General features: G+C 73.7%; 19 protein-coding genes. 9 read left to right on the plus strand and 10 right to left on the minus strand.

Translation table 11 applies throughout. The annotated features are described in order from the left end of the window. From ABT288_RS44190 to qcrB, 3 genes are all read left to right on the plus strand, one after another. The coding region (locus ABT288_RS44190) for a SpoIIE family protein phosphatase (RefSeq protein WP_351620946.1) at window positions 1-1,246 on the plus strand (1,246 nt) is incomplete at its 5' end. A 718-nt stretch (window positions 1,247-1,964) separates the two neighbouring features. After that, window positions 1,965-2,240, plus strand: coding sequence for a hypothetical protein (locus tag ABT288_RS44195; protein WP_351620949.1), 276 nt, complete (start codon window positions 1,965-1,967; stop codon window positions 2,238-2,240). Further along, a complete protein-coding gene (gene qcrB / locus ABT288_RS44200; protein WP_351620952.1) occupies window positions 2,237-3,730 on the plus strand; it encodes a cytochrome bc1 complex cytochrome b subunit in 1,494 nt (497 codons plus the stop codon). Before ABT288_RS44195 ends, qcrB begins: the two co-directional genes overlap by 4 nt. On the opposite strand, the gene ctaF is transcribed toward qcrB, so the two are convergent. Next, entirely contained in the window at window positions 3,666-4,049 is a 384-nt protein-coding gene (gene ctaF, locus ABT288_RS44205) for an aa3-type cytochrome oxidase subunit IV (protein ID WP_351620955.1), read from the minus strand. The two genes, qcrB and ctaF, sit on opposite strands and share 65 nt — an antisense overlap. After that, entirely contained in the window at window positions 4,046-5,710 is a 1,665-nt protein-coding gene (ctaD, locus tag ABT288_RS44210) for an aa3-type cytochrome oxidase subunit I (RefSeq protein ID WP_351620958.1), read from the minus strand. The genes ctaF and ctaD overlap by 4 nt, the downstream gene beginning before the upstream one ends. A 114-nt stretch (window positions 5,711-5,824) precedes the next feature. On the opposite strand from ctaD, the gene ABT288_RS44215 reads away from it, so the two are divergent. Beyond that, a complete protein-coding gene (locus ABT288_RS44215; RefSeq protein WP_351620961.1) occupies window positions 5,825-6,193 on the plus strand; it encodes a DUF6479 family protein in 369 nt (122 codons plus the stop codon). Window positions 6,194-6,311: 118 nt separating this feature from the next. Next, on the plus strand, window positions 6,312-6,497 hold the full coding sequence (locus ABT288_RS44220) for a hypothetical protein (RefSeq protein WP_450857970.1): 186 nt from the start codon (window positions 6,312-6,314) through the stop codon (window positions 6,495-6,497). Between the two features lie 65 nt (window positions 6,498-6,562). Here ABT288_RS44220 and rfbC read toward each other — a convergent pair whose 3' ends face one another. The 5 genes from rfbC to ABT288_RS44245 all read right to left on the minus strand — a co-directional run bounded on the left by rfbC (window position 6,563) and on the right by ABT288_RS44245 (window position 11,689). Beyond that, on the minus strand, window positions 6,563-7,171 hold the full coding sequence (gene rfbC / locus ABT288_RS44225; RefSeq protein WP_351620967.1) for a dTDP-4-dehydrorhamnose 3,5-epimerase: 609 nt from the start codon (window positions 7,169-7,171) through the stop codon (window positions 6,563-6,565). Between the two features lie 4 nt (window positions 7,172-7,175). Next, window positions 7,176-9,125 (minus strand): glycosyltransferase, encoded by a 1,950-nt coding sequence (locus ABT288_RS44230; RefSeq protein WP_351620970.1) that lies wholly within the window; start codon window positions 9,123-9,125, stop codon window positions 7,176-7,178. Between the two features lie 131 nt (window positions 9,126-9,256). Beyond that, the gene (locus ABT288_RS44235; RefSeq protein ID WP_351620973.1) at window positions 9,257-9,841 is read right to left on the minus strand and encodes a hydrolase; all 585 of its coding nucleotides are present in this window, start codon (window positions 9,839-9,841) and stop codon (window positions 9,257-9,259) included. Between the two features lie 7 nt (window positions 9,842-9,848). After that, window positions 9,849-11,255 carry an MFS transporter gene (locus ABT288_RS44240; RefSeq protein WP_351620976.1) on the minus strand — a complete coding sequence of 469 codons (1,407 nt, stop codon included), beginning with the start codon at window positions 11,253-11,255 and terminating at the stop codon, window positions 9,849-9,851. Next, window positions 11,252-11,689, minus strand: a complete 438-nt coding sequence (locus tag ABT288_RS44245; protein ID WP_351620979.1) for a MarR family winged helix-turn-helix transcriptional regulator — start codon at window positions 11,687-11,689, stop codon at window positions 11,252-11,254. Before ABT288_RS44245 ends, ABT288_RS44240 begins: the two co-directional genes overlap by 4 nt. Window positions 11,690-11,814: 125 nt before the next feature. Here ABT288_RS44245 and ABT288_RS44250 point away from each other — a divergent pair, with 125 nt between their 5' ends. From ABT288_RS44250 to ABT288_RS44265, 4 genes are read left to right on the plus strand one after another with little or no spacing between them, the layout of a single operon-like run. Then, complete coding sequence (locus ABT288_RS44250; RefSeq protein WP_351620982.1) at window positions 11,815-14,850, plus strand: FAD-binding and (Fe-S)-binding domain-containing protein; 3,036 nt, start codon at window positions 11,815-11,817, stop codon at window positions 14,848-14,850. 11 nt (window positions 14,851-14,861) lie between these two features. Continuing rightward, complete coding sequence (locus ABT288_RS44255) at window positions 14,862-15,971, plus strand: enolase C-terminal domain-like protein (protein WP_351620985.1); 1,110 nt, start codon at window positions 14,862-14,864, stop codon at window positions 15,969-15,971. A 41-nt stretch (window positions 15,972-16,012) separates the two neighbouring features. Next, window positions 16,013-17,023 carry an SDR family oxidoreductase gene (locus tag ABT288_RS44260; RefSeq protein ID WP_351620987.1) on the plus strand — a complete coding sequence of 337 codons (1,011 nt, stop codon included), beginning with the start codon at window positions 16,013-16,015 and terminating at the stop codon, window positions 17,021-17,023. Window positions 17,024-17,032: 9 nt separating this feature from the next. Continuing rightward, window positions 17,033-17,533, plus strand: coding sequence for a metallophosphoesterase family protein (locus ABT288_RS44265; protein WP_351620990.1), 501 nt, complete (start codon window positions 17,033-17,035; stop codon window positions 17,531-17,533). An 11-nt stretch (window positions 17,534-17,544) separates the two neighbouring features. Here ABT288_RS44265 and ABT288_RS44270 read toward each other — a convergent pair whose 3' ends face one another. The 3 genes from ABT288_RS44270 to ABT288_RS44280 form a co-directional block, all read right to left on the minus strand. Continuing rightward, window positions 17,545-18,180: an SRPBCC family protein gene (locus ABT288_RS44270; RefSeq protein WP_351620993.1), complete on the minus strand. Its 636-nt coding sequence runs from the start codon at window positions 18,178-18,180 to the stop codon at window positions 17,545-17,547. A gap of 21 nt (window positions 18,181-18,201) precedes the next feature. Beyond that, window positions 18,202-19,305, minus strand: coding sequence for an XdhC family protein (locus ABT288_RS44275; RefSeq protein WP_351620999.1), 1,104 nt, complete (start codon window positions 19,303-19,305; stop codon window positions 18,202-18,204). Further along, window positions 19,298-19,945, minus strand: a 648-nt coding sequence (locus ABT288_RS44280) for a VWA domain-containing protein (RefSeq protein WP_351620996.1), incomplete at its 5' end; no start/stop codon positions are given. The genes ABT288_RS44280 and ABT288_RS44275, both read right to left, overlap by 8 nt.

The raw sequence follows: 19,945 nt of genomic DNA on the forward strand, positions 1-19,945 counted from the left end.
GGTGCTGCCGCTGCCCGCCGGTGGCCGCATGGCCGGCGCCTGCCTGATCGGCTGGGACCGCCCGCACCACTTCAGCCCCGACGAACGGGCCCTGCTCACCGCCTGCGCGGGCCTCGCCGGGCAGGCCCTGCTGCGCGCCCACGCCTTCGACGCCGAGCACGAACTCGTCGGCATGCTCCAGCGCACCCTGCTGCCGCGCCGGCTGCCCCGGCTGCCCGGCGCGGTCGCCGTCGCCCGGTACCTGCCCACCACCGCCGGACTGGAGGTCGGCGGCGACTGGTACGACGTGATCCCGCTGGCGGACAACCACGTGGCCCTCGTCATCGGTGACGTCCAGGGCCACAACGCGGGCGCCGCCACGCTGATGGGCCAGATGCGCACGGCGCTGCGTGCCTACGCCGCCGAGGGGCACGCGCCGGACGTGGTCGTCGCGCACGCCAACCGACTGCTCCTGGACATGGAGACCGACCTCTTCGCCACCTGCGCCTACGTCGACGTCGACATGGAGGAGGGCACCGCCTGGTGCGTGCGCGCCGGTCACCTCCAGCCCGTGCTGCGCCACCCGGACGGCACCGCCGAGATCCTCCGGGCCGAGGGCGGGCCCCCGCTCGGCGTGCTCGGCCAGGCCGAGTTCCCGATGACCCCGCTGCGGCTGCTGCCCGGCACGGTGATCGCGCTGACCACCGACGGCCTCGTGGAGGCGCCGGGCGCCGACATCGACGCCGGTATGGACCGGCTCGCCGCCCAGCTGGCCACGGCGGATCCCACCCACCTCGGCCTGGTGGCGGACGCCCTGCTCACCGGCGCCCACCGCGGCGACGACGTCGCCCTGCTGCTGATGCGCTACGACGGCATGGCCGTACGCCCGCTGCGCGAGAGCTGGACGGTGTGGCGGGTACCGCAGGCGGTCGGGCACGCCCGCCGCTTCACCCGGCGCACCCTGCGTGTGTGGGGCGTCTCGCAGGACACCCTGGACGCGGCCCTGCTGGTGGTCTCCGAACTCGTCACCAACGCCCTCGTGCACACCGACGGCCAGGTCCGTCTCGACCTCAGCCTGGTCAACCACCGCCTGCGGCTCGCCGTCGCCGACGCCTCCCCCCGCAGCCCCGTCAAGCCCACCAGCATCGGCTGGGAGGCCACCGGCGGCCGCGGCATCCTCCTCGTGGAGGCGGTGTCGGCGGCCTGGGGTACGGTCCCGGTCAGCGGCGGCAAACAGGTATGGGCGGACCTGGTCCCCGGCCCTTGACGCCCGCGACCGGCCTCCGGCCCGATTGCGGCGCGTTGACGGCCACGGCCGGCCTCCGGCTGTGGTGCCTTGACGGCCACGGTTGCCCCCCGGCTGCCGCGCCTGATGGCCACGGTTGCCCCCGGCTGCGGTGCCTGATGGCCAGGACCGGCCGCGCCTGCGGCGGCTGACGGCCGGGACCCCTGCTTGCGGTGGCTGATGACCACGACGAGCCCGGGCTGCGGTGCACAACGGCCAGGACCTGCCCCCGCCTGCGGTGCCTGACGTCCGCGGAGGGCCCCGGCTGCGGCGCCTGATGGCCAGGAATGGCCGCGCCTGCGGTGCCTGACGCTTACGGTCGGCCTCCGGTTGCGGCGCGTCTGACGGCCAGGGCCGACCTGCGGCGGTGCCTGACGCCCACGCTGGTCCCCGCCTGCGGTGCCTGAGGGGCCAGGGCCCGCCCTGCCCCCTCCGGGGACCTCCCCCGCCGGCGGCGCCCGACAACCACAGCCGGCGCCGCCTGCAGCAGCTGACGCACCCCCGGCTCACCCCCCCGCCAGTGCCCGCCCCCCGCCAGTGCCCGCCCCCGGCTCCCGCCCCCTCGCCAGTGCCTCGCACACCCGATCCCCCCGCCCCGCCGGACCGTACCCGTCCCCTGACCGCCACACGGGTGCGTTTCGTGCAGGTCGGTGAGGCTTGGAGAGGCGCATGCCGGGAGGGGTGCCTAGGGTCGATTGGTGTGGCACACACCTTCGACGAACTCGTGCAGAAACAGCGCGCGGCCGACGCGGCCCACGCCACGGTCGAGGAACTGCGGGACGCCTACGGCCCGCCGGCCGAGCGGCGGATGACCGGCGCCCAGTCGGGCACGTACGAGACCGCCCTGCGCGCCTGGCGGGACCTGGACCGGGACGTCCAGACCGCGCTGAGCGAGTTCGCGAGGGAGACGGGCCGGCCGCGCCCCGAGGTGGAGGCCGAGGTGGCCCGCGCGGCGGCGGAGTCCGAAGACGCATGAGCCGTGCCGGCCGCCGCGCCGAGCGGCTCGTCGACGCGGCCGACTCCCGGCTGCCCGTCCTGGAGGGCGGCCCGCTGCTGCGCAAGGCGTTCCCCGACCACTGGTCCTTCCTGCTCGGCGAACTCGCCCTGTACAGCCTGCTGGTGCTGATCCTGACCGGGGTCTGGCTCACCCTGTTCTTCCAGCCGGAGATGCGCGAGGTCGTCTACACGGGCCCCTATGCGCCACTGCAGGGAGTGCGCATGTCGGCCGCCTTCGACTCCACCCTGTACATCAGCTTCGACGTGCGCGGCGGACTGCTGATGCGGCAGGCCCACCACTGGGCCGCGCTGGTCTTCGTCGCCGCGATCGGCGCGCACCTGCTGCGGATCTTCTTCACCGGCGCCTTCCGCAGGCCGCGCGAGCTGAACTGGGCGATCGGGGTGACCCTGTTCGCGGTCTCGCTCGCCGAGGGCTTCGCCGGCTACTCGCTCCCCGACGACCTGCTCTCCGGCACCGGACTGCGCATCGCGCAGGGCATCATGCTGTCGATCCCGGTCGTCGGGACGTACGTGGCGTTCTTCGCCTTCGGCGGCCAGTACCCGGGTCACGACATCATCACCCGCCTGTACCCGCTGCACATCCTGCTGCTGCCGGGCCTGCTCCTCGCCCTGGTGGCCGCGCACCTGATGCTCGTCGTCCACCTCAAGCACACGCAGTGGCGCGGACCGGGCCACACCCAGCGCAACGCGGTCGGCAAGCCGTTCTTCCCGCAGTTCACCGGCTCGTCCGGCGGCCTGGCCGTCATCGTCGCCGGCGTGCTGGTGCTGCTGGCGGGCATCGCCCAGGTCAACCCGGTGTGGAACTACGGCCCCTACCGCCCCGACCAGGTCTCCACCGCCTCCCAGCCCGACTGGTACGTCGGCTTCCTGGAGGGCGCGCTGCGGCTGGTCCCACCGTGGGAGACGAACATCGCGGGACACACCCTCATGTGGAACGTGCTGCTTCCCGCGGTCGTCCTGCCCGGCCTGCTGTTCGCCGTGCTGTACGCCTACCCGTTCGTCGAGCAGCGGCTGACGGGGGAGTGGTGGGCCGAGCGGCACCTTTGCGACCGGCCCCGCGAGCGGCCGGTGCGCTCCGGCCTCGGCGTGGCGGGCACGGTCTTCTACGGCGTGCTGCTGCTGGCGGGCGGCAACGACGTCATCGCCCAGACCTTCCACGTCTCGGTCAACGCCATCACCTGGGTGCTGCGGGTCGCCTTCGTCGTGGCGCCGGTCCTCGCCTTCCTGGTCACCCGGTGGCTGTGCCGCGCCCTCACGGCGGCCGAGGAGGAGCGGCTGGCCGAGGGCGTGCCCACGGGCGAGATCCGGCAGAGCGTCACCGGCGGCTACGAGACCGATCACGAGCCCGGGGAGACGTTCCGGCCCGGCGCCCCGCGCAGAGCGCTCACCGGTGCGCGTACTGGAACACCATCCCGAACACCCCGCGCGCCAGAACGCCCAGGCCGATGAGGAACAGCCACAGGCCGAAGACCACGCCGGTCGCCGTCAGCGCGAAACCCAGCGCGGTGACGATCGGCCACAGGGACTCGTCGGGGAAGAAGGCCACCGGCCCGGCCGCGTCCGCCACTTCCGCCTCGGTCCGGTCCTGCGCCCGCGTGCCCCGGCGCCGGTACTGGATCAGGCAGAAGAACGCGACCAGTCCGGCCATCGCACACGCGACGACCAGCGCGACCGTGCCCGTCTCGTCCTGCGACCACACCCCGTACAGCGCCGCGGACCCGCCGAAGAACGCCGCGACCCCGCCGAACAGCATCGCCTCCGCCTTCATCGCGCCAGCTCCTCTCCGGCCGGGCTCTCGATCTCCGGGTGGTGCAGGTCGAAGGCCGGGGACTCGGAGCGGATCCGGGGCAGCGCCACGAAGTTGTGCCGGGGCGGCGGGCAGGACGTCGCCCACTCCAGGCCGCGCCCCCATCCCCACGGGTCGTCCACGGTGACCTTCTCGCCCCTGGTCGTGGTGCGCCACACGTTGTAGAGGAACGGGAGGGTGGAGACGCCCAGCAGGAACGCGCCCGCCGACGACAGGCTGTTGAGCAGTGTGAAGCCGTCCTCGGGCAGATAGTCCGCGTACCGGCGGGGCATGCCGGCCTCGCCGAGCCAGTGCTGCACCAGGAAGGTCAGCTGGAACGCCGGGAACAGCAGCCAGAAGTGCAGCTTGCCGAGCCGCTCGTCGAGCATCTTGCCGGTGAACTTCGGCCACCAGAAGTAGAAGCCGGCGAACATCGCGAACACCACCGTGCCGAACAGCACATAGTGCAGGTGCGCCACGATGAAGTAGGTGTCGGTCAGATGGAAGTCCAGCGGCGGCGAGGCGATCAGCACCCCGCTCAGCCCGCCCAGCAGGAACGACACCAGAAAGCCCATCGACCACAGCATCGGCGTCTCGAACGACACCGAGCCGTGCCACATCGTGCCGATCCACGCGAAGAACTTGATGCCCGTGGGCACCGCGATCAGGAACGACATGATGGAGAAGAACGGCAGCAGCACCGCGCCGGTGGCGAACATGTGGTGCGCCCACACCACCGCCGACAGCATGGTGATCGCGATCGTGGCCCCGATCATCGGCAGATACCCGAACAGCGGCTTGCGGGAGAACACCGGGATGATCTCCGAGACGATCCCGAAGAACGGCAGCGCCACGATGTAGACCTCCGGATGCCCGAAGAACCAGAACAGGTGCTGCCACAGCAGCGCGCCCCCCTCGGCCGCGTCGAAGACCTGCGCCCCGAACTTGCGGCCCGCCTCCAGCGCCAGCAGCGCCGCCGTGAGCACCGGGAACGCCGGCAGGATCAGGATCGAGGTGAACAGCACGTTCCAGGTGAAGATCGGCATCCGGAACATCGTCAGGCCCGGCGCCCGCAGGCACAGGATCGTGGCGATGAAGTTCACCGCGGTGAGCGTCGTCGACACACCCGAGACCACCAGCCCCATCGCCCACAGGTCGCCGCCCGCGCCGGGGGAGAAGTAGGCGCTGTTCAGCGGCGCGTAGGCGAACCAGCCGAACGCCGCGGCCCCGCCGGGCACCAGAAAGCCGGAGACCACCATCAGTCCGCCGAACACGAACATCCAGTACGACAGCGCGTTCAGCCGCGGGAAGGCCAGGTCCGGCGCGCCGATCTGCAGCGGCATGATGGCGTTGGCGAACCCGGCGAACATCGGGGTCGCGAACAGCAGCATCATGATCGTGCCGTGGACCGTGAAGAACTGGTTGTAGCCGTGCTCGCTCAGGAACTGCAGACCCGGCCGGGCGAGTTCCGCGCGCATCCCGAGGGCGAGCAGCCCCGCGAACAGGAAGAAACAGAACGCCGTGACCATGTAGAGCCGGCCGATCACCTTGTGGTCGGCGGTGGAGACCCAGCGCAGCAGGGCCCGGCCGGGACGCGGGGCGGGCGTCGTGTACCGCGCCACGACCTCGTGAGTGTCCGACATTTCCGGTAGTTCTGTCATCCCGGGTGACGCTACTCCCCGTGACCTGCGGCCTCCCGTGCGCCACGCCTTCACGGCCGGGGTCGTATCCGCCGCTCGGCCGGGTACCCGGGGGCCATGAACTCCGCCGTGCACACAGCCTCCATGGGCGCCCAGGTGTTCGGGTACGTCCTCATCCTGCTCGCCGGGGTCGCCTGCGCCGCCGGACTGATCTGGGCCTTCCGGCTCGGTTTCCGGGTGCGCAGCCGCGAACCTGCCCCGCCGCGACCCGATGAGCAGCCCCGGATGCCGGTGTCCGGGCCCGTCCACGAGATCCGCGAGATGCGCGAACCCGACGAGGTGCCCCGGGCCGCGGACGACAGCGAGCGGCTCACCCCCTACCAACTGGGCAACATCCGCAGCCGGCGAGCCGCCGACCAGCGCCGCCCGCGCTGGTCGCCCGGCTCCAGCGGATCCTTCGGCGGCGGGGGCGGCGGCCGGACCTGAGCCGGCGCGGCGTTTACGGGCGTGGCGGCACGGGGACCCGGTCGGGCACAGATCGCACACGGGCCCGCGCGGCGGGCCCGACCGACCGGTCCCGGCCGGCGCACGACGCAGAAGGAAGATGAACGACGTGACCGCGCATGCCACCGAGAAACCGTCCGTGCCCTATGCCGAGACCGGCTGGGCGAAGGCTCGCCGGCGGCGGAACCGGGGTGTGCGGACCTGTCTCCCGGCCGTCGTGGACCGTGGCTCCGTGCAGCGGCAGGGCACCGGGCCGGAGGAGAACATCGTGCGGGGCGAGGACTGAGCGAGCCGGGGCGGCCTCGGACGGGGAGCCGCCGCGCCGCACCGGCCGCGTACGCGCGAGCCGCGTCAGCCGCTGAACTCCCGGGAGCGCAGCCGCTGGTAGTGGGCGGAGCAGTCCGCGTACGTGGGCAGCAGCCCGGACCGCTCCGCCTCGGCCAGCGAGGGCGCCTCCGCGTCCTTGGGCGACAGCACCGGCCCGATGCCCTCCGGCCAGGCGATGCCCAGCGCCGGGTCGAGCGGATGCAGCCCGTGCTCGCGCTCCGGGGCGTACCCGGCCGAGCACAGGTACACCACCGTGGCGTCGTCGGTGAGCGCCATGAAGGCGTGCCCGAGGCCCTCGGCGAGGAACACCGCGCGCCGGGTGTCCTCGTCCAGCCGTACGGCCTCCCACTGGGCGTAGGTGGGGGAGCCGACACGGATGTCCACGACCACGTCGAGGACTGCTCCGCGCACACATGTCACGTACTTGGCCTGGCCGGGCGGCACGTCGGCGAAGTGGATGCCGCGCAGCACGCCCCGCCGGGACACCGAGCAGTTGGCCTGGGCCAGTTCGAGGTCGTAACCGGTGGCCTCGCGGAACTCCGCGCCCCGGTACCACTCGTGGAAGCTGCCCCGGTCGTCCGGGAACACCCGGGGCTCCAGCACCCAGGCGTCACCTATCCCCAGTTGCCGCACGCCGTCATGCCTTCCGTGTCGTCGTGGTCGTCCGCGTTCCCCGTGTGCCACCGAGCAGGCGCCGTGCCCTGCGCAGCAGCCGGCGCAGCATACCGGGCGGGGACGGCCGGACCACCTCGACGGCACCGTGCGTGCGGCCCACCCGCAGCAGCAGGGGCAGCTTCAGGGTCCGCCCGCCGGAAAGACGGAGTTCCGTGCGCCACAGGGCGTTGCGCAGTTCGCGCAGCGGCAGATCGGCCGCCAGCAGCGCGTGGACGCCGTCGGCGGGCGTGAGCACCGCCGGCCGGTCCACCGTCCGGCCGGAGGCGGCGGCCAGGCGGAGCGTGGCCTGCGTGCGGTCGGGGACGTACAGCGGCAGTGCGACGGTCAGCGTCTCGGCGCCCGAGACCGCCGCGTCCGCCGGGGTGAGCCGGTGCAGTCCGAGGGACTTGGCGGCGCGGTCCACGTCCACGGACAGGTTGCGGTGCTGCTGGGTCCAGTACGGCAGGACGACCCGGTCCGCGAGGATCCCGGCCGGCGGCAGCGCGGGCCCCTCCGCCGGGGCGGGGCCCAGTCGGCACTCCTTGGTCCAGCCGCCCAGGCCGACCCGCACGTACAGGTCCCACCGCCCGGCGTGCAACGGGTCGCCGCCGGCCGCCGTTGCGGGGTCGACCGTGGCCGTGGCGTGCAGCACCAGCCGGGTGCCGCCGGCCTCGGCCGGAACCCGTTCGCGGGTGACCTCCACCGGCTGGACGAAGGAGGCAGCGCTCTCCCGGTCGCGCACGATCAGGTCGACGGTGGCGGCCTCGAAATCGTCCCCGGCGATCGCGGCCGGCCAGGACGCGGCCTCGGCGAGATCGCGGGGCGCGCCGTCCGCGGCCGGCCGGGGCATGTCCGCGGGGACGGTCAGCGGGCCGTGTGGCGTGCCGTACTCGGCGGTGAGGCCGATGCGCAGGGTGCCGTCCCGCCAGCTGACACCGGCCGGGACGGCGCGGGGCCGTACCCCGCTCTCCCACTCGGCGTGGGCGACCAGGTCGTCGTAGCGCTCCTCGCGGATCAGCGCGGCGACGATCCGCTCGGCGGGGCGCAGCCCGCCGGCGACTCCGGGGCCGAAGCGCTCGACGACGACCGCGTGCATCTCCTTGAGCAGTTGGTGCCGGTAGTCGTCGGGCATCGCCAGCAGCCGGTGCCCGCTCATCCGTTCGACCATCTCCACCCGCAGCCAGCGGCGCAGCAGCCTGTCGCGCAGCGGGCCCGGCTCGGTGTACCGCTCGACCACGTCGAGGGCCTCGCGGAGGTTCGCGAAGTAGCCGGCCGGGTCGACGTGTGGGAAGCCCGCGTCGCAGGTGTCGTCGCGTTCGAGGTGGTAGGAGCAGACGTAGTCGCTGAGCACCGAGACGTTGTCGGCGCGCAGATAGGCCTCGGTGACGAAGACGTGGTCCTCCAGGTGCCGCCGGCCCTCCGGGAAGCGCAGTCCGGTGCGGTCCAGGAAGGAGCGCCGGAGCATCTTGTGCGGGGTGAGGCTGTCGATCAGGGGCGCGTTCTCGACCGAGGCGTGCGGGTGGTTGCGACGGAACAGCTCCACCGGCACCGGCCGGCCCTTGCCGGCCGTCCTGCCGACGACCACATCGGCCTTGTTCGCGACCCCGTAGTCGTACATCCGCTCCAGGGCCTCGTCGCCCAGCCGGTCGTCGTGGTCGATGAACAGCACGAACTCGCCGCGGGAGGCCTCGATGCCGACGTTGCGGGGCTTGCCGGACCCGCCGGAGTTCTCCTGGTGGATGACGCGCAGGTGCGGGTGTTCGGCGGCGAGCGCGTCCAGGCGGGCCGGGGTGGCGTCGGTGGAGCCGTCGTCCACGAAGATCACTTCGTGGTCGTCGGGGGGCAGCGACTGGCGCAGCAGCGAGGCGATGCAGTCCTCGATGTGCGGCCCCGGGTCGTACACGGGGACGATGACGCTGACCTTGACCGGCATCCGGTTCCAATCCCCCTTTGTTCGCCCGCCGTTGCCTTGTGGCACGGGTGGGCGTGGCCGAATGCTAACCCGGCCCTTCGCGGGGGAGTGGGGGTACCCCCGCTCCCGCCGCAAGGGGCCGGGTCGGGCGGTCAGGCGTGGGTCTTGGCGAGCAGTTCCAGGATCTCGGCGGTCGTGCCGCTCTCGCCGAGCCGCGGGAAGATCCGCTCGACGCTGTTCGCGTGCGCCTCGGCGACGGAGTCGGCCATCGCGTCGGTGGCGAGGGTGACGTGGTAGCCGTGGGCGTAGGCGTCGCGGGCGGTGGACTCCACGCCGATGCTGGTGGCGATGCCGGTCAGCACGATCTGGGTGATGCCGCGGCGGCGCAGCTGGACATCCAGGTCGGTGCCGTGGAAGGCGCTCCAGTTGTGCTTGGTGACGCGGATGTCGCCGGGGTGGCCGGACAGCTCGTCGACGAGGACGTCCCAGCCCTCGGGGAAGGCGAGGCCGCGTGCCTGCTGCTCGGTGCGGCCGGGCACGGCGTCGGCCCAGTCGGGCGAGAAGGAGACCCGGACCAGGACCACGGGCAGCCCCTGCGCGCGGAAGGCGCCGGCGAGTTCGGCCGTGCGGGAGACGACGTCGGAGGCCGCGTGCGGCTGGACCGGCATGCCCACGATGCCGTTCTGCAGGTCGATCGCGACGAGGGCGGTACGGGGGTCGAGCGTGGTGAGCGACATGAGTCGGTCAGGCCTTTCCGATGGTTCGGGGGGTGGAGGTGCCCGGCCGGCCGAGGGAGCGGTCCGGCAGGGTCGTCGCCAGCAGCAGTGCGGAGCCGGCGAGCATGAACAGGGCCAGGCCGTGCAGCCCGGCCGTGTCGGCGCGGTGCGGGTAGAACGCCGCGGTGGCGGCGGACGCACCCAGCGCGCCGAGGTACATGAAGGTCCGCAGCAGCCCGGCCGCGGAGGCGATCCGCTCCGGATCGGCCTGCCGGTACAGGGCGTTCTGCGTGGCCAGGCCGATGAGGCCCTGTGGGACGCCGAGCAGTGCGCCGACCGTGAGCAGCAGCCACAGCGCGCTGTCGGCGCGCACGAGGAGCAGCAGGGCGCAGCCCGCGACCTGGAGTGCGGAGCCGAGGAGCAGCTTGGCGCGCACCGCCTCCCGGCGTCCGGTGAGCGTGGACACGATCAGCGCGGACACCGACAGCGGCAGCAGGAGGAGTCCGGCGGTGGAGGCGCCGAGCCCGCGCCCCTGCTCGAGCCACTGCGTGTAGCCGTACATGAAGGCGTAGGAGGTGGTGTAGGCGAGCAGTTGGCGCAGATAGGTGGCGAGCAGCGGGCCGTTGCCGCCGAGGACGCGCAGGTCGATGAACGGGTCCGGCACCCGCAGCTCGCGCACCGCGAAACCGGCGGCGGCGACGGCCGACAGCACCGGCAGGTACCAGCGGCCTGCGCGCGGCTCCATCAGGAACAGCATCAGCGCGACCAGCAGCAGTGCGAACAGCGCCATGCCGGGCAGGTCGACGGCGCGCCGCCGGGTCTCGGACCGGGGAAGTCGCAGCGTGCCGAGCACCAGGCAGACCGCCGAGAGCGGCACATTGACGGTGAACACGGCGCGCCAGCCGCCGAGGCCGATCAGCAGGCCGCCGAGCGCGGGCCCGACGACGGCCACGGTCTGGTTGGCGACGGCCAGCGCGGCCAGCACCCCCGCGGGGCTGTCCTGCCCGGTGCGTTCGGCCTCGCCGCGGGTCAGCCGCATGGCCGCCGGGTACGCCGCCGAGGTCCCGAAGCCGAGCAGGACCCGCGCCGCGATCAGCGCGCCCAGCGAGGGCGCGAGCGCGCCGAGCAGACCGGCGACGCCGACCAGGGCCGTACCGGCGAGGTAGAGCCGGCGCGGGCCGTACATGTCGACCAGGCGGCCGATGACGGGCTGTCCGACGGCCGTGGCCAGATAGAGCGCCGAGACCAGCCAGACGGTCTCCGCGGGCGGGGCCCCGAAGGCGACGCCGATCGGCACCAGGGCCACGGCGATCATCGAGGAGTTGACCGGGTTGAGGACCGAGCCGAACAGCATCGGCGGGATCAGCCGGCGGTCGAATCCGGCGGGAGCGGGCCGGGTGGCCCTCTCGGTGCGTCCGGTGAGCCTCGGTGTCACGGCCGCGACAGCCGTTCCATCAGCTCCAGTGCCGCAAGGACGGTCTGCCGTTCCTCCTCCGAGTAGCGGTCCTGGAAGGCGCGGGCCAGCCACTCCTCACGGACCTGGCGGTTGCCCTCGATTCGGGCCCGCCCGGCGTCGGTCAGGGTGACCAGCTGGCGCCGGCCGTCCTCGGGGTCGGGGGCGCGCCGGATCAGACCGTGCTGGTCCAGTGCGGCCAGCGTGGTCGCCATCGACTGCGGGCGCACCCCCTCGGCGGCGGCGAGCGCGCTGGCCGTGGCGGCGCCGTGCTTGCCGACGAGCGTGAGCGCCGACTCCTGTGAGGGGCTGAGGTCGGTGTCCTGCGCGACCTCGCGGATACGGCGTCGCAGCCGGCTGAAGACCACGCGCAGGTCGCGCGCGGCGCGGGCGGCGGAGTCGGAGATGTCAGCCATGCGACCCACTCTAGGACCCGCAGCCGAAACTGTCCAGCTTGGACTGTTCAGTTTTACCTGACTGATTGCCGGGTACTCGCCCGTCCTCGGACAGGGCAGCACGTCGGTGAACGCAAGGAGCGCAGATGTCCCCTCCGGACACGTCCGGCCTGGCGGCGGCTCTTCGCGCCGAGGTGGACGGCGAGGTCCGCTTCGACGCCGGCAGCCGCGGTGCCTACGCCACGGACGGTTCCAACTACCGGCAGGTCCCCCTGGGGCTCGTCGTCCCCCGCACCGTCGAGGCGGGCGCCCGGGCGCTGTCGGTGTGCGCGCGCTTCGACGCCCCCGTCCTCTCCCGGGGCGGCGGCACCAGCCTGGCCGGACAGTCGACCAACACCGCCGTGGTGATCGACTGGAGCAAGTACTGCACCCGGCTCATCTCCGTCGACCCCGAGCGGCGCACCTGTGTCGTGGAGCCCGGGATCGTCCTGGACGAACTGAACCGCCAACTCGCCTCGCACAAGCTCCAGTTCGGGCCCAAACCCGCCACCCACAGCCACTGCGCGCTCGGCGGGATGATCGGCAACAACTCCTGCGGCGCCTCCGCGCAGGCCTACGGCAAGACCGTCGACAACGTCCGGCGCCTGGAGATCCTCACCTACGACGGACAACGCGCCTGGACCGGCCCCACCCCGCCCGGCGAGCGCGCCCGCATCGTCGCCGCCGGCGGCCGGCTCGCCGAGCTCTACGGCGGCCTCGACCGCATCGCCGGCGAGTACCTCGCCGACATCCGCCGCGGCTACCCCAGGATCCCGCGCCGCGTCTCCGGCTACAACCTCGACTCCCTGCTGCCCGAGAACGGCTTCGACGTGGCCAAGGCGCTCGTCGGCAGCGAGAGCACCCTGGTCACCGTGCTGCGCGCCGAGCTCGACCTCGTCCCGGTGCCGCCGTACCAGTCGCTGCTGGTGCTCGGCTACGACGACATCTGCGCCGCCGCCGACGACGTACCCCGCCTGCTGGAGCACTGCACCCCCAGCCAACTGGAGGCGCTGGACGACCGCATGGCGCAGCTGATGCGCGAGGAGGGCGCCTACCTCGACTCGCTCGCCATGCTGCCCGAGGGCGGCAGCTGGCTGATGGTGCAGTACAGCGGCGACAGCCAGGAGGACGTGGACGAGCAGGCGCACGCCCTGCTGCGGGCCATCGGCCGGGACGGGAAGGAGAGCACCGTCGCCTTCTCCGACGACCCCGAACGCGAGCAGAAGATGCTCAGGGCCCGCGAGGCCGGACTCGGCGTCACCGCGCGCCCGCCCGACGGCCGGGAGACCTGGGAGGGCTGGGAGGACTCCGCCGTACCGCCCGAACGGCTCGGCGACTATCTGCGCGACCTGAAGGGCCTGTTCGACGCGTTCGACTACGACCACCCGACCCTGTACGGCCACTTCGGACAGGGCTGTGTGCACACCCGCATCCCCTTCGACCTCAGGACCGCCCACGGCGTGGCCCACTTCCGCCGCTTCGTGGAGCGCGCCGCCGACCTCGTCGCCTCCTACGGCGGCTCCCTGTCCGGCGAGCACGGCGACGGCCAGTCCCGCGGCGAACTCCTCACCCGCATGTTCGGCGAACGGCTGGTGACCGCCTTCGGCGAGCTGAAGGCCCTCTTCGACCCCCGCGACCGGATGAACCCCGGCAAGATCGTCCGCCCCAACCCCGTCGACGGCCAGCTGCGCCTCGGCCCCGGCTGGCGGCCGGTCACCTCCCCGACCCACTTCGGTTTCCCCGAGGACGAGCACGACTTCAACCGCGCGGTGCTGCGCTGCGTCGGCATCGGCAACTGCCGCAGCCACTCCGGCGGCGTGATGTGCCCCTCCTACCGGGCCACCATGGAGGAGGAGCACTCCACCCGCGGCCGGGCCCGGCTGCTGTTCGAGATGCTCGGCGGGCACGCCGACTCCGCCATCGAGGACGGCTGGCGTTCCACCGCCGTACGCGACGCGCTCGACCTGTGCCTGGCCTGCAAGGGCTGCAAGTCCGACTGCCCGACCGGCGTCGACATGGCCACCCTCAAGGCCGAGTTCCTCGCCCACCACTACGAGGGCCGCACGCGTCCCGCGGCGCACTACTCCATGGGCTACCTGCCGGTCTGGGCCCGGCTCTCCCGGATCGCCCCCTGCCTGGTCAACTCCGCGCTGCACGCGCCCGGCCTCGCCCGCGCGGGCAAGCGGCTGGCCGGCGTGGACGGCGCCCGCCCGGCACCGGTCTTCGCCGAGGAGTCCTTCGTCCAGTGGTGGCGGGCCCAGGGCCGCGAGCAGCCCGACCCGGCCGACCCGCGCACCGTGGTCCTGTGGCCCGACACCTTCAGCACCTACTTCCACCCCGCGATCGCGAAGTCGGCCGTACGGGTCCTCGAGGACGCCGGCTTCCGGGTCGCCGTCCCCACCGAGCCGGTGTGCTGCGGCCTGACCTGGATCTCCACCGGCCAACTCGCCGTCGCCAAGAAGGTGTTGAGCCGCACCTTCACGGTGCTGCGCCCCTACCTGGAGGCGGGCACCCCGGTCATCGGCCTCGAACCCTCCTGCACGGCCGTCCTCCGCGCCGACGCCCCCGAGCTGATGCCCGCCGACCAGGACGTGCGGCGACTGGCCGGACAGACCCGCACCTTCGCCGAACAGCTCGTCCACCACGCCCCCGACGACTGGCGGCCCCCGCGGCTCGCCCGGCAGGCCATCGTGCAGACCCACTGCCACCAGCACGCCATCATGAAGTTCGACGCCGACCGGGAACTGATGCGCCGCGCCCACCTGGACGCCGACGTCCTCGACGAGGGCTGCTGCGGACTCGCCGGCAACTTCGGCTTCGAACGCGGCCACCACGAGGTCTCCATGGCCGTCGCCGAACTGGGCGTCCTGCCGTCCGTGCGCGCCGCCGCACCGGACAGCCTGGTCCTCGCCGACGGCTTCAGCTGCCGCACCCAGATCGAGGAGGGCGGCACCGGCCGCCGCGCCCTGCACCTCGCCGAGGCCCTGGCGCTCGCCCTCGACGGCAACCTGCCCGGCGACCACCCGGAACGCCTGGCCGACCGCCCGCCCGAGCCCTCGCGCACGGCCCGCTGGGCGACGACGGCGACCGTCGCCGGACTCGCCGCCGGCGGCGCCGTACTCGGGGCGCGGCGGTGGGTGTGAGGAGGCGAGCCGTGAGCGACCGGCCGACCGTCGACGACGTCGACGCCGCCGTCTACACGGTGCCCACCGACGCCCCCGAGGCGGACGGCACCCTCGCCTGGGACAGGACCACCCTCGTCCTCGTCACCCTCCGCTCCGGCACCACCACCGGCCTCGGCTACACCTACGCCCCGGCCGCCACCGCGCACGTCGTCCGCGAACTCCTCGCCGGCACCGTCACCGGCCTGCCGGCCCTCGACGTGCCGCGCGCCAACGAGCGCATGTGCCGCGCGGTGCGCAACGCCGGACAGCCCGGCGTGGCCGCCCAGGCGATCGCCGCCGCCGACATCGCCCTGTGGGACCTCAAGGCCCGCCTGCTGGACCTGCCCCTCGTCGCCCTGCTCGGCGCGGCCCGCGACGACGTGCCCGTCTACGGCAGCGGCGGCTTCACCACCTACGACGCCGAGCGCCAGGACCGCCAACTGCGCGGCTGGGCCGAGGACGAGGGCATCCCCCGCGTCAAGATCAAGATCGGCGAGTCGTGGGGCAGCCGCGAGACCCGCGACCTCGAACGGGTCGCCCGCGCACGGGCGAGCGTCGGCGACACGGTCGACCTGTACGCCGACGCCAACGGCGGTTACACCGGCGCACAGGCCGCGCGCATCGGCGCCGTGCTCGCGGACCGGGGCGTCACCTGGTTCGAGGAACCGGTCCCCTCCGACCACCTGACCCTGCTCGCCGACCTGCGCCGCCGCCTCCCGATGGACGTCACCGCCGGCGAGTACGGCTACACCCTGCCGTACTTCGAGCACATGCTGGCCGCCGGGGCGGTCGACTGCCTCCAGGCGGACGTCACCCGGTGCGGCGGCATCACCGTCTGGCTGCGCGTCGCCGCGCTCGCCCACGCACGCGGGATCCATGTCTCCGGCCACTGCGCACCGCACGCGCACGCGCACGCCGCCGCGGCCGTACCCAATCTGCGCCACCTGGAGTGGTTCCACGACCACGTCCGCATCGAGCGGCTCCTCTTCGACGGCGTCCTCGACCCCGGCGGCGGCACCATCACACCGGGCGCCGACGGGGCGCCGGGACTCGGGCTGACCCTCGTGGAGGAACGGGCCGCGCCGTACCGCGTGGAATGAGGTCACCGCGTGAAATCACCGTGCGAGAAAGGGAGATGACCATGCCTTCGACCGTCGTCATCACCGGCGCCAGCGCCGGGATCGGGCGCGCCACCGCCCGGCTGTACGGCCGGCGCGGCGCGAACGTCGTCCTGGTCGCGCGGGGCGAGGGCGGCCTGCGGGCGGCGGCGGACGAGGTCGCGGCCCTCGGCGGACGCCCCCTCGTCCAGCCGGCCGACATCACCGACCAGGCCCGGGTCGAGGCCGTCGCCGAGGCCGCGGAGAAGGAGTTCGGCCCACTCGACGTGTGGATCAACTGCGCCTTCGCCACCGTGTTCGCGCCGTTCGACGAGATCACCCCCGAGGAGTTCCGGCGGATCACCGACGTCACCTACCTCGGCTTCGTCAACGGCACCCGCGCGGCGCTGAGGCGCATGCTGCCCCGCGACCGGGGCACCATCGTCCAGGTCGGCTCGGCACTGGGGGAGCGGTCGATCCCGCTGCAGTCCGCGTACTGCGGCGCCAAGCACGCCATCAACGGCTTCACCTCCGCCCTGCGCACCGAACTGCTGCACCGCGGCAGCGACGTCCACGTCACCGTCGTCCAGCTGCCCGCGGTCAACACCCCCCAGTTCGAATGGGTCCGCTCCCGGCTCTCCCGGCACCCCATGCCGGTGCCGCCGATCTACCAGCCCGAGGTCGCCGCCCGGGGCGTGCTCCACGCGGCCGACCACCCGCGCCGCAAGCAGTACTACGTCGGCGCCGGCACCGTGGCCACCCTCTGGGCCAACCGGCTCGCCCCGGCCCTGCTCGACCGCTACCTCGCCCGCACCGGCTACGACTCCCAGCAGACCGACCGCATCCCGCCCGCCGGCCTGGACAACCTCTTCGCACCGGTGGACCAGGACCCCGCCGAGGACCAGGGCGCCCACGGCTCCTTCGACGACAGCGCCCACCCCCGCTCCTGGCAGCAGACCCTCGCCCGGCACCCCGCCGCCACGGCCCTCGGCACCGCCGCCGCGGCACTCGGCGCCGTACGCGGCCTGCGCCGTCTGACCTCCCGCGCCGCCTAGGCTGACCGCGTGCGCCTCCTGCTCATGTCCGACACCCATCTGCCCAAGCGCGCCAAAGTGCTCCCCGGGCCGCTGCTGGCCGAACTCCCCCGCGCGGACGTCGTGTTCCACGCCGGGGACTGGGTCGACACCGCCACCCTGGACCTGCTGGAGAGCCGCAGCCGACGGCTGATCGGGGTCCACGGCAACAACGACGGACCTCGGCTGCGGGCCCGGCTTCCCGAGGTGGCGTACGCCGAACTGGACGGCCTGCGCTTCGGCGTCGTCCACGACACCGGCCCCGCCCAGGGCCGCGAGGCCCGCTGCGCCGCCCGCTTCCCCGACCTCGACGTCCTGGTCTTCGGCCACAGCCACATCCCCTGGGACACCACCGCCCCGACCGGCCTGCGCCTGCTCAACCCCGGATCACCGACCGACCGCCGCCGCCAGCCCCACCGCACGTACATGACCGCCACCCTCACCGACGGCACGCTCACCGATGTGACCCTCCACCGGCTGCCGCAGCGGTAGGGGGTCGCCCGTCACCGGCGCCGCGTAGTGTGCCCCCTGCGCCCGCGTCGTAGCAGCCTTGCCACAGCCCAGGCCAGTACGGCGACCGCCACCGCCACGGCCGCCGCTCGCTCGGCCAACGGCAGCCCGGCCGTGCGCAGGAGGTCCAGCGGCTCCGGCTCGTCCCACGGCTGCGGTTGCTCCTCGGTGGCAGGTGTGGGCGCCGGCTCGGACAGGCGGTCCGCCAGGCAGGACGCGAACTGGCTCACCAGGCGGTCGCCGACCTCCGCCAGCACGCCCCGGCCGAACTGCGCGGGGCGGCCGGTCACGGTGAGGTCGGTCCGGACCGACACCGCCGTGCCGCCGTCGCGTTCGGTCAGGGTGCCGGAGACCGTCGCCCTGGCCGTGCCCTGTCCCCGGGTCTCCCGGCCGCTCGCCACGAGCACCATCCGGTGCGCCGACTCGTCCTGCTCCTCGAAGACCGCCGTGCCCCGGTAGGCCACGGTGACCGGGCCGACCTTGACCTTCACCGAACCGGTCACCGTCTTGCCGTCGTAGTCCTCCACCACCGCGCCCGGCAGACAGGGCGCGACCCGTTCGATGTCGAGAAGTGCGTGCCAGGCGTCGCCGACCGGGACGGGGACGGTGAACTCGTGGTGCAGTTCCATGACAGGCTCCTTCCGGGCACGTCAGGCGGCGGGCGGGTGGATGGCTCCGGCGGTGCTGGTCAGCGGCGCGCCGCTGCCGCCCCAGCGCAGCGCGACGATCTCGGCGGCGACGGACACGGCGACCTCCTCGGGCGTACGGGCCCCCAGGTCGAGCCCGAGCGGTGAACGCAGCCTGGCCAGTTCGGCCTGGGTGAGGCCGGCCTCCGTGAGCCGTTCGAGGCGCTCCTCGTGGGTCTTCCGGCTGCCCATCGCGCCGATGTAGGCGGCCGGGCGGCGCAGGGCCTCCCGCAGCAGCGGGACGTCGAACTTCGGGTCGTGGGTGAGGACGCAGATCACGGTGCGGTCGTCGGTGTCCGTGCCGGCGAGATAGCGGTGCGGCCAGTCGACCACGACCTCGACGGCCGCCGGGAACCGTTTGGGGGTTGCGAAGACCGGGCGGGCGTCGCACACGGTGACCCGGTACCCGAGGAAGTCGCCGATGCGGGCCACGGCGGCCGCGTAGTCGATCGCGCCGAAGACCAGCATGCGCGGTGGCGGAGCGAACGACTGGAGGAACACCGTGACGGCGTCCTCGCGGCGCTCGCCGCGCGGCCCGTAGTGCCGCAGCACCGAGGCGCCGAGCGCGAGTTCGCCCCGCGCGTCGGCGGTGACGGCGACGTCGAGACCGTTCGCGCCGAGCGTGCCCGCCGCCCGGTCCGGCCAGACCGCGAGCGTGGCGCCGCGCGGGGCCGGTCCGTCCACCACCGTGGCCACGGTCACCGGCTCGCCACCGGCGACCGACGCGGCGACCGCGCCGAACGCCGGGTCCGACTCCGGCGTCACCGGCCGTACCAGCAGGGTGATCTCGCCGCCGCAGGTCAGCCCGACCGCGAACGCGTCCTCGTCGCTGTAGCCGAAGGTCGCAAGGCGCGCCTCGCCGCTCGCCACGACCTCCTGGGCGAGCTCGAAGACCGCACCCTCCACACAGCCCCCGGACACGCTCCCCACGACCTCGTCGTCCGGGCCCACCGCCATGGCGGCACCGGGGCCGCGCGGCGCGCTGCGGCTGACCGCGACGACCGTGGCCAGCCCGAAGGGGATCCCGGCGGCGTGCCAGTGCGCCAGCTCCGGCAGGATCTCACGCACCATCCGCTCCTCTCACCGGGGCCGCGGCGCTCTGCGCACCGCGCACCACCGCCGCCAGCCGTTCCAGCGCCGCCAGGCTGTGCCCCGCGACGAAGGCGTCCACGCTGGGCAGCGCCGCCGCCATCCCGGCCGCCAGCGGCGCGTAACCGGGGCGGGCCTTGCGGGGGTTCGCCCAGACCACCTGGTGGGCCAGGGCGTGCAGCCGTCGCATCTGCTGCCCGAGCAGCTCCGGATCGCCGCGCTCCCAGCCGTCCGAGAGCAGCACGACGATCGCGCCGCGCGCCATCCCCCGCTGCCCCCAGCGGTTCAGGAACTCGCGCACCAGCTCGCCCAGCCGGGTGCCGCCGCGCCAGTCGGGCACGGCCGCCGCGACGGCCGCCATCGCCAGGTCGGGGTCCCGGTGCGAGAGTTCGCGGGTCACCCGGGTCAGCCGGGTGCCGATGGTGAACACCTCCGTGCGGCCCGCGCGCACCGCCGCGTGCGCGAACCGCAGCAGCGCGTCGGCGTACGGCGCCATCGAGCCGCTCACGTCGACGAGCAGCACCACCCGGCGAGGCCGCTCCACGCGCGCCTGCCGGCGCAGCCGGGCCGGTTCCCCGCCGCGCCGCAGCAACTCCCGTACGGTGCGCCGCGGATCGAC

The organism is Streptomyces sp. NPDC001093, assembly GCF_040298985.1.
GTDB lineage: Bacteria > Actinomycetota > Actinomycetes > Streptomycetales > Streptomycetaceae > Streptomyces.